We start from the raw sequence: 9682 nt of genomic DNA on the forward strand, positions 1-9682 counted from the left end.
CGCCATGTGGCTCGCCATGACAGAGTCGATCACTGCGACACAGGCGACTGTGTCCAGCGAGGGCGGCTCCGGGTAAAGGTCAGCCCAGAGGGAGAGGGAGCGAGGGCCTTGAAAAGGGTGGATCTGAGACCCGATGAGTCCCAAATCCACTTCAGTGGCACACGCCGACGGTTTCGAGCCCGAATTCGTCGAGCGCATGACGGAAATCTTCGAAGAGCGCATCCTGTTCAACCGGGTGCTGGGCCTGAAGGTCGACATGATGAGCGCCGAAGGCGTTTCGGGCCACATCAACATGCGCCCCGAGTTGATCGGGCATTTCGCGCACCAACGACTGCATGGCGGCGTGATCAGTGCCGGCCTGGATGCGATGGGCGGGCTGGCGGTGATGGCGGCCATCGGTGCCAGGCACATGGACGAGCCGCCAGCGCAAAGGTTGCTGCGATTCGGGAAGCTCGGAACGATTGATCTGCGGATCGACTATCTCCGCCCGGGCATCGGCGAGCGATTCGAATTGCGAGCGCAGGTGATGCGGCTCGGGTCACGTGTGGCGTCCACGCGGATGGAGTTCCTGGGGGCGGACGGGAAGTTGCTGTCGACGGGGGCCGCGGCGTACATCGTTTCGTAGGGGCGCCCCAGCTGAATCGGCTTGGGATCCAAAACGGTCAAGCTCACATTGGTTGCGACTTGACCGACTCCGACTCTTGTGTGCCCAGAAGGATCAATACGGTCAGGCCGAGAAGGTTGAACTAAGAGTGCGGATGCTCGCTGAAAAAACGCAGCATCTCCTTCGATGCATCCGGTCCCAGCGGATCGGTGTAAGAACCCTGCCTGCTTCCACCCGACCACGCATGCCCAGCGCCATGCACCACCCAATGCTCGGCGTCGCAAACTCCCGCTTCATCTCGGTGAATCTTCCTGCTAAACGAATGACCGCCCGGCACCTGTCCGCGCTCGACATGTACCTGCCCCGAATTTGACGCCATGGCTTCCTGCGACGAACTGAAACGCGCCTGCGCGATGACTTCATCGCCGTTGCACGGGTGGACCGTGGTGTCCCGGTCGCCATGAAACACGATGGTTGGCACGACGACGCGATTCGCGCGTGCCGACGACGAAGCGTTTGACGGTCCTTGCTTCATCGCCCTCAGTGCAGACACCAGATCGCTCGCCGCTGCGTGCGGCAGGCCTGAATGAATGCCGGCAGCTGCGAACAACTCCGGATATGTCGTCGCCATGATCGCGGCCATCGCGCCGCCTGCCGACAGGCCGGCAACATAGACGCGCTTCGGATCGATTCCGTGATCGGCAATGACCTGTCGCGTCATGTCCGCAATGATCGACGGCTCTCCTCGCCCACGCTGCTGATCGGCCTCCTGGAACCAGTTCCAGCAGCCCATCTGATTGGCGGTCTTTTGCTGTCCCGGGTAGAGCACGACCCAACCGCTGGCCTGCGCCAACTCGTTCATGCGCGTGCCGGCCGCGAAATCGCCCGGGTTCTGTTTGCAGCCGTGCAGCATGACGACCATCGGTCGCGGCTCAGTATGTTCCCCGCCTGGCACATACAGCTTGTAGGGCCGTGTGCCTGCAGCGTTGGTGAACGTGCCGTCGATGAAGTCTCCGGCGATGTCGGGCCTGGATTCAGGAATGGGTTCGACAAAGGGCGCTGGAGCCACGATCGGCTCGTCCGGCGCGAAGTCGAAGTCAAAGACACTGGGCACCGCTTCGTATTTGCTGTCGGGAATGACGCGGGCCTCGACATCGATCACGTCGACGTCATCGGTCGTCGCTGTCTGGGCGCTTGCTGCCGGTCTGAAAGGCTTCCCGCCAAGTGCCCTCTGAATTGCCGCGGTGGCCTCACCAAGCTTGCCCGCACGCGTGAGCCGCGTGATGCTTTCCATCATCTGTCGCAATGAATCTTTCACCGTACTGCCCCTCGGTTGATTGATTTCGAGATCGCACCGTAACCCATGAATTCAAGTCTTGCCCTCAGGCGTTACATCCATGCGCGTCTCGGCGTCGGGGAATGCGGCTGCGACGCCACAGGCACATCCATTGCTACTTGGCGAAATTCACCAGCAAGGAGCCGGACGTGGCCCACGACGACACACCTCATGCAAGAAAAGGGCAAGCCTCGCAACCATTGTCACGGGAGGTGTTTGTGGAGCGCTTCCGCCAGTCTTTCTACGATCCGAAGTTCGAGCCTGAGAAGGAGGCCCTCCGACGCATCGAAGTCATTGCGTGGGACGCCTACGAGAAAAGTCGCAAGGCACCGATCACGCAAAAGGCAGGCCCGGGATTCGCTGATCCTGATTACGACCTGTCTGTCGAATGGGTCGCCGCACGCAATCGATTGATCGATGCCGAAAAGCGGCAGAAGGATCCGTCGACGAGTTCACGCGTGCTTGTCATTTGCGGATCCCCGCGCAATGACGGCAGCTGCCCGGGAGAGATATCGAAGACATTTCGCATGAGCGAGATCACCGTGCAGGTGCTCAGGAGCGCGGGCATCGACGTTGACTTTCTCGACCTCAGTCTTCTCACTTCCGAATACGGCCGGCGCATCCACCCCTGCAAGGGCTGTGTGTCGACGGCGATGCCGCTGTGCCACTGGCCTTGCTCGTGCTATCCGAATCACGCGCTCGACCAGGTCGACGACTGGATGAACGAGATCTACGAACGCTGGGTGTCGGCGCATGGAATCATCATGCTCACTCCCGTGCATTGGTATCAGGCGCCAAGTGTGCTCAAGCTGATGATCGACCGGCTTGTGTGTGCCGATGGCGGCAATCCTGATCCGACATCCACCGGGGGGAAGAAGCCCGAGCTCGCGAAAGCGCTGGAGCTCAGGGGCTGGTCGTACCCGAAGCACCTTTCAGGACGGGTCTACGGCGTGGTGGTGCATGGCGACGTGGCAGGCGTGGAAGGTGTGCGCAGATCGCTCGTCGACTGGCTTGACTGGATGGGTCTTGTCGATGCGGGTGCAGCGTCGAGCCTTGATCGGTATGTCAGTTATTACGAGCCGTATGCAACGAGCCACGAATCGCTGGACAAGGACGAGGCGCTGCAGGAAGAGGTGCGCAACGTGGCTCGTGCAGTGAGCAATGCGGTGAAGGAACTGCGTGAAGGCAAACTGTCGATGCCAGATAGAGCGCTGAAGCATCCGCGGCCGAAGTGATCTTCGCACCAAGTTCAAGGCATCATCTTGCCGGCACCGGTGCCTCACGTACAGTCGCGTGCGGCGCTAAGGACATGGCCCGGAACAAGTTCCCGTTTGGGGCCATGTCCTAAGTGGCCCGAAATCTCAAATCACACATCTCGAGAACAAGAATGTCTTCAACAGTGATGGGTTCGCAAGAACGATCCGCGCATTCAAGCGTCGCAGGCTTGCTCGACAAGGAACGAACCGTCGCCGCCCCAGGCTTCAACCGGTGGCTGGTGCCGCCAGCTGCACTGGCCATCCACCTGTGCATCGGCATGGCTTATGGCTTCTCGGTGTTCTGGTTGCCTTTGTCCAAGGCGCTGGGCATCAAGGACGCCATCAAGTGCGGCCCGGAGATCGGCTTCTTTGCCGAATTTTTCACAACGACGTGCGACTGGAAAATTTCTACCCTCGGGTGGATGTACACCCTGTTCTTCGTGTTCCTGGGCTGCTCGGCAGCGCTGTGGGGCGGCTGGCTCGAACATGCCGGTCCACGCAAGGCTGGTGTCGTCAGCGCGCTGTGCTGGTGCGGCGGCATGCTGATGTCGGCCCTTGGCATTCACCTGCATCAGTTCTTGCTGATGATCCTGGGCTCGGGGATCATCGGGGGCATCGGGCTGGGCCTGGGCTACATCTCGCCGGTGTCGACTCTGATCAAGTGGTTCCCCGACCGCCGTGGCATGGCCACTGGAATGGCCATCATGGGCTTCGGCGGCGGTGCGATGATCGGCTCTCCGCTGGCCGCCGAATTGATGAAACACTTCGCCTCGCCGACCGACGTCGGCGTGATGCAGACCTTCATCGTGATGGCCCTCGTGTACTTCGTGTTCATGATGGGCGGCGCGTTCGGCTACCGCGTGCCAGCCACCGGCTGGAAGCCCAAAGGCTGGACCCCGCCGGTCTCACAAGCTGCCGACGCGATGATCACGCAACGCCATGTGCATGTGAAGAAGGTCTGGGGAATTCCGCAGTTCTGGCTCGTATGGATCGTGCTGTGCATGAACGTCAGCGCCGGCATCGGCGTGATCGGCATGGCGAGTCCGATGCTGCAGGAGGTCTTCGGCGGCACCCTGATCGGCGTGACCAGGAAGTTCAGCGAGCTCGACAAGGTGCAGCTGGCTGCCATTGCCAGCATCGCCGCCGGTTTCACTGCGCTGCTGAGCCTGTTCAACATCGGCGGTCGATTCGTCTGGGCCAGCATTTCCGACAAGCTCGGCCGCAAGATGACCTATGTGGTGTTCTTCGTGCTCGGAGGCATTCTGTACGCCAGTTTGCCCAGCAGCGCCGCCGCAGGAAGCAAGCTGCTGTTCGTTGCTGCGGTCTGCATCATCCTGAGCATGTACGGCGGTGGCTTTGCCACAGTGCCGGCTTATCTTGCCGATTTGTTCGGTACGCAGATGGTGGGCGCGATCCACGGCCGCCTGCTGACAGCCCTGGGCGACCGCCGGCATCCTGGGCCCTGTGGTCGTCAACTACATGCGCGACTACCAGCTCGGCCTCGGCATCCCGCGCGAGCAGGTCTACAACCAGACGATGTATATCCTGGTCGGCATGCTCGTGATCGGTCTGATCGCCAACCTGTCCATCCGCCCGGTGGCTGCCAAACACTTCATGAGCGATGAGGAGCTGGCCGTCGAGAAGCGCCTGGCGCACGAGCGCGCGGCAACCGCCGCGGTCGGCAATGGCCCGGTCGCTGGTGGTGCGACGTCGGCCTTTGCCCTCGTGCTTGCATGGACGGCCGTCGGCATCCCGCTCGCTTGGGGTGTCTACAAGACCTTGCTCAGCGTCGGCAAGTTCTTCGCTTGACTTCACACAAAGAGGAAGGGATTCAGGACGATGGCGCAGCAGAAGATCGCATTCTACAAAGGGCCCGCTGGTGGCTGGGGTGCGCTGAAGAGCTCGGCCCGGCAGTTGGTGCAGCATGGCATTGCGGCCAAGGGCGTGAAAACTATGCTGTCGGCCAACCAGCCGGACGGCTTTGACTGCCCCGGCTGCGCCTGGCCCGACCGCGATCACGCCTCGACCTTTGAGTTCTGCGAGAACGGTGTGAAGGCCGTGGCTGCCGAGGCCACGTCGCGACGCGCGACACCCGATGTGCTGGGCGCGCACACCGTCAGCTGGTTCGCCGAACAATCCGACTTCTTCCTGGAAGACATGGGCCGCATGACGCACCCGATGGTGTATGACGCGGCCTCCGACCGCTACCAGCCCATCGGCTGGGACGAGGCATTCGGGCTGATCGCTCGCGAACTGCGGGCGCTGCCTGACCCCAACCAAGCGATCTTTTACACCTCCGGCCGCACCAGCAACGAGGCGGCCTTTCTCTACCAGCTGTTCGTGCGCGAGTACGGTACGAACAATTTCCCTGACTGCTCCAACATGTGCCACGAGCCCAGCGGTGCGGGACTGCGCCCGACCATCGGCGTGGGCAAAGGGACGGTGACGCTCGACGACTTCGAATGTGCCGATGCCATCTTCATCTTCGGCCAGAACCCCGGTACCAACCACCCTCGCATGCTCGGCGAGCTGCGCGAGGCTTCGAAGCGGGGCGCCAGGATCGTCAGCTTCAACCCACTGCGCGAGCGCGGGCTGGAGCGCTTTGCGAACCCGCAGAACGCGCTCGAAATGGCCACGCTCGGCTCCACGCCCATCAGCTCGCACTACTTCCAGGTGCGCATCGGCGGCGATCTGGCCGTGATCAAGGGCATATGCAAGCACGTGTTCGAGCTCGACGATCAGGCACGGCGCGAGGGTCGGCAGCGCGTGCTCGACACTGCGTTCATCGCCGAGCACACCTTGGGGTTCGAGTCGTTCGAGGCCGATGTGCGCGCCGAATCATGGGAAGCGCTCGAGGCCGAGTCCGGCCTGAGCCAGGCGCAGATCTCACAGGCCGCCGAGCTGTACGTCGGTGCCGGTAGCGTGATCGCGTGCTGGGGCATGGGCATCACCCAGCATCAGCATTCGGTTGCGACGATCCAGATGATCGCCAACATGCTGTTGATGCGCGGCAACGTGGGCCGACCCGGTGCTGGCGTCTGCCCGGTTCGCGGCCACAGCAACGTGCAGGGCGACCGCACGATGGGCATCTACGAGAGGCCCGCACCGGGCTTTCTCGATCGGCTGGGCGATGTCTTCGGCTTCGAGCCGCCGCGAGAGAACGGTTTCGACACCATCGGCGCGATCGAGGCGATGCTCGACGGCCGTGGCAAGGTGTTCTTCGGGATGGGCGGTAACTTTGCTGCCGCGACCCCCGACACCCATGCCACCTGGAAGGCGCTGCGCCAGTGCGAGCTGACCGTGCATGTGGCCACCAAGTTCAACCGCAGCCACGTGATCCACGGCCGGCAGGCGCTGCTGCTGCCTTGCCTGGGCCGCACCGAGATCGACGTGCAGGCCGCTGGTCCGCAAGGCATCACGGTCGAAGACTCGATGAGCATGGTGCACTTGTCGTCCGGTCTCAATGCGCCAGCCTCGCCGCATCTGCTGTCCGAGCCGATGATCGTCGCGCGCCTCGCGGCCGCAACTTTGCCCGCCAGCAAGACGCCCTGGCTGTGGTTGGTCGAAGACTACAGCCGCATCCGCGACAAGATCGAGGCGGTGTTCGACGACTTCGCCGGCTTCAACGAGAAGATCCGCAAGCCTGGCGGCTTCCGGCTGCGCAACAGTGCGTCGCAGCGGATCTGGGATACACCGTCACTGAAGGCGCACTTCAGCACGCATGCGGTTCCGCGCGACACGCCGGTGCACCGTGCGCGCAAGCAGAACAACGACATTGTTCTGACGCTGGCCACGGTGCGTTCGCACGACCAGTACAACACCACGATCTACGGCATGGACGACCGCTATCGCGGCGTCTACGGCCACCGCCGAGTGGTCTTTATCCACCGTGACGACCTGAAGGCCATCGGCATGAACGCAGGCGACTGGGTCGACATCATGAGCATCTACCGTGACGACAGCGGCGATGAGCAGCGGCGCAGCGCCGAGAAGTTCCTGCTGGTCGAGTACGACATTCCACGCGGCTGCATCGCGAGCTACTACCCCGAGACCAATGCACTGGTCCCGCTGCAAAGCTTCGCGATCGGCGCCCGCACTCCGACCTCGAAGTCGATCCCCGTGGTGCTGAGGCCGAGGCCGCATGGCGCGCCGCCGACGGCGAACTCGCGCGATGCAGCGCGGCCCGAGCATGTCGACGTCTGACTCGAAGACCGCGCGCTGCGCGAACTCCTCGCCCTGGACGTCGACGGCCGGGGCGTCTCGCTAACCCGCTTGGCCAAGCGGCTGGACGTGCGCGTCAGCGTGCTCATACGCGCATACACGCAGATGAGCGACGCGCGGATCGACGACATCAGCGGTCCGGGCTGGGCCCGGCTGCAACTCGACGAGAGCGGGCAATGGCGAGCTTTCGCGACGCAGCAGGGACGCCTGAGAAGCTGGGAGTATTTCGAACGTGTCCGAGCAGCACGTCAAAAGGCGCCTGATATGGCGAGCATTTGCAACGACGAGCAGGGGGCTTTTGGTGTGATGAGCGGGCATGATCGAAAAACTCTCAGCCTCTGAGGCCATGAATCCTTCGCACGCGGCCAACGACAGCCTGGCGCCGATCGAAGCGGTGTCGGTGCGCCGCCGCCGTGGCTCGGAGGTGAGCGAGCGCAGCGACGTGGTCGTCGTCGAGACGCCTGTGGCGCTGGTTTTCAACGGCCTGTCGCATGCAGTGATGATGGCCACGCCGACCGACCTCGAGGCGCTCGGCCTCGGCTTTGCACTGTCCGAAGGATTGATCTCCGGCCGCGAGGAGTGCCGCGACATCGAGGTGCGGGTCCACGCGAAGGGCTGCGAGGTGCAGCTTCAAGTGTCGTCGCGTGCATTCGCTGCGCTGAAGGAGCGTCGGCGGGCGCTCGAGGGCCGTACCGGGTGTGGCCTGTGCGGCGTCGACAGCCTGGATCAGCTGGACCTGCACCCCAGCGAATGCATCCAGGGGCGCCCGCCGGTGCCCGCGGAGGTGGTACTGCGCTCCTTCGCGGCCCTGCCGGAGCGCCAGACGCTAAATGCCGAGACCGGTGCCTGCCACGCGGCGGGGTGGGCCACACCCGACGGTACCTTGCTCGACGTGGCCGAGGACGTCGGCCGTCACAACGCACTCGATAAGTTGCTGGGCCGGCGCGCGTTGGCCGGACGGCTGGGTGAGCCCGGCTTCGTGGTCATGTCCAGCCGCGTGAGCTACGAACTGGTGCGCAAGTGCGCGCGGCTGGGCATCGGAACGCTGGCCGCGATCTCGGCGCCGACTTCGCTCGCGATCGACATCGCGCGGGAGTCGCGGATGCAGCTGTACGGCTTCTGCCGCGGCGATCAGGCGGTGGAATACAGCGGCATGTGAGGCTCTGGCCGGCGTAAATCCAGTGGAGCCACGCGAATCGGAAATGCACGCTTCGACCTGCTGGGCGCGTTGTAAGACTTGCGTTGCCTGAGCGGCCCTTTCCCATCGGCACCACAGCGTATTTCGGCGCCAAGGTGAATGCCCTGGGAAGCATCCACATTGACCAAAAACGAAATCGACCAGAACGAGCGCGGCGAGACGCGATTCGTCCCGCCGAGGTGGTTGCTGTGAGGAGGCTGAGGGCTAGATTGAAGACTTGCCGCGCCCGAGGTCGCTGGTGCCGCCGCTTCGCTCGCTGCCTTTCAGATATTTTTCAACCCTGTCGGCCTGATCGCCGACCGCCTGCACGGCTTCCTTCAGCTTGTCCTTCGAAACGCCGAACTTCTTGGACCAGTCTCGCAATTCGTAGTCTTCGTTGACGTTGATACGCTTGCGATCCTGGCCGCCTCGGTTTTGCAACTTGTCAGGCATGTGGGTCTCCAATTATTTTGGGATATTGGCCTCACGGCAAAACGCGTGCCCGCTCATTGCCTACAATACGGGGTGGCGCCGCCTGTTCGCCCTCCGGCGAGCTCATCGTTGGACAGCCGCTTTTCCCGGAACACCCGGCGCAGCGGCGCTCTTACCCGTAGGCCCTGGAACTATTCGTTTCCGGCACCATCTGCCCATAAGTTGTTTGAAGGAGCTGTAAAAGACCATGGCCAAAGACGAAATCAAGACATCCATCGATTCCGATGGACTCCGCTACCGCTCTAAGCCCGCAGGCTCGCCGTTCGGCTCCGCCGGGGCATTCACCACGGCCACCATGTCGTGCTTTCTTTGCGGCAAGCACCGTCCCCGCGCATCCCTGAAGGGCAAGAAACTGCTGGGCCGCACTCAGTTCGTCTGCGCACCTTCGTGCAAGGAACTGGCAGAAGCCGAGAAGGCGGCGAAGGGCTGAAACGCTTCGGATATCGCTGAACTGACAAGGGCCACGTCGAAAAACGTGGCCTTTTTCATGTGCGGCCAGCATGGGCGCACTCTTGTGGGTGCAAGTCCCGCCGTAAGTTGATCACGACGAACGAAGCGAAGCGCAACTGCATGAGGGCGACCGAGTGTGGGAAGGA

Annotated in this window: 7 protein-coding genes and 1 pseudogene; 6 read left to right on the forward strand and 2 right to left on the reverse strand. The window is 62.8% G+C overall.

Annotation, left to right across the window (positions count from 1 at the left end; translation table 11 throughout):
- Positions 1-133: 133 nt before the first annotated feature.
- Positions 134-625 (forward strand): thioesterase family protein, encoded by a 492-nt coding sequence (locus AC30NL_RS06095; protein WP_489463120.1) that lies wholly within the window; start codon positions 134-136, stop codon positions 623-625.
- 121 nt (positions 626-746) lie between these two features.
- Here AC30NL_RS06095 and AC30NL_RS06100 read toward each other — a convergent pair whose 3' ends face one another.
- A complete protein-coding gene (locus AC30NL_RS06100; RefSeq protein WP_489463121.1) occupies positions 747-1922 on the reverse strand; it encodes an extracellular catalytic domain type 1 short-chain-length polyhydroxyalkanoate depolymerase in 1176 nt (391 codons plus the stop codon).
- Between the two features lie 167 nt (positions 1923-2089).
- Between AC30NL_RS06100 and AC30NL_RS06105 the strand changes: the two genes are divergently transcribed.
- The 4 genes and pseudogenes from AC30NL_RS06105 to fdhD all read left to right on the forward strand — a co-directional run bounded on the left by AC30NL_RS06105 (position 2090) and on the right by fdhD (position 8576).
- On the forward strand, positions 2090-3175 hold the full coding sequence (locus AC30NL_RS06105) for a flavodoxin family protein (protein ID WP_489463122.1): 1086 nt from the start codon (positions 2090-2092) through the stop codon (positions 3173-3175).
- Positions 3176-3342: 167 nt separating this feature from the next.
- Positions 3343-5005, forward strand: a pseudogene (locus AC30NL_RS06110) (OFA family MFS transporter).
- 30 nt (positions 5006-5035) lie between these two features.
- A complete protein-coding gene (locus tag AC30NL_RS06115; RefSeq protein ID WP_489463123.1) occupies positions 5036-7399 on the forward strand; it encodes an FdhF/YdeP family oxidoreductase in 2364 nt (787 codons plus the stop codon).
- Between the two features lie 364 nt (positions 7400-7763).
- On the forward strand, positions 7764-8576 hold the full coding sequence (gene fdhD, locus AC30NL_RS06120; RefSeq protein WP_489463124.1) for a formate dehydrogenase accessory sulfurtransferase FdhD: 813 nt from the start codon (positions 7764-7766) through the stop codon (positions 8574-8576).
- A 243-nt stretch (positions 8577-8819) separates the two neighbouring features.
- Here the strand turns inward: fdhD and AC30NL_RS06125 are convergent, their stop codons facing one another.
- Positions 8820-9047 carry a DUF3606 domain-containing protein gene (locus AC30NL_RS06125; RefSeq protein WP_489463125.1) on the reverse strand — a complete coding sequence of 76 codons (228 nt, stop codon included), beginning with the start codon at positions 9045-9047 and terminating at the stop codon, positions 8820-8822.
- A 226-nt stretch (positions 9048-9273) separates the two neighbouring features.
- Between AC30NL_RS06125 and AC30NL_RS06130 the strand changes: the two genes are divergently transcribed.
- Complete coding sequence (locus AC30NL_RS06130) at positions 9274-9516, forward strand: hypothetical protein (RefSeq protein ID WP_489463126.1); 243 nt, start codon at positions 9274-9276, stop codon at positions 9514-9516.
- Positions 9517-9682: the final 166 nt, after the last annotated feature.

Source organism: Rhizobacter sp. (assembly GCA_021153565.1).
Lineage (GTDB): Bacteria > Pseudomonadota > Gammaproteobacteria > Burkholderiales > Burkholderiaceae_C > Albitalea.

Coding starts and splice junctions, on each gene's coding strand:
- AC30NL_RS06115 (WP_489463123.1), top strand. CDS start 5,036: ATGGCGCAGCAGAAGATCGCATTCTACAAAGGGCCCGCTGGTGGCTGG.
- AC30NL_RS06125 (WP_489463125.1), bottom strand. CDS start 9,047: ATGCCTGACAAGTTGCAAAACCGAGGCGGCCAGGATCGCAAGCGTATC.
- AC30NL_RS06095 (WP_489463120.1), top strand. CDS start 134: ATGAGTCCCAAATCCACTTCAGTGGCACACGCCGACGGTTTCGAGCCC.
- AC30NL_RS06130 (WP_489463126.1), top strand. CDS start 9,274: ATGGCCAAAGACGAAATCAAGACATCCATCGATTCCGATGGACTCCGC.
- fdhD (WP_489463124.1), top strand. CDS start 7,764: ATGAATCCTTCGCACGCGGCCAACGACAGCCTGGCGCCGATCGAAGCG.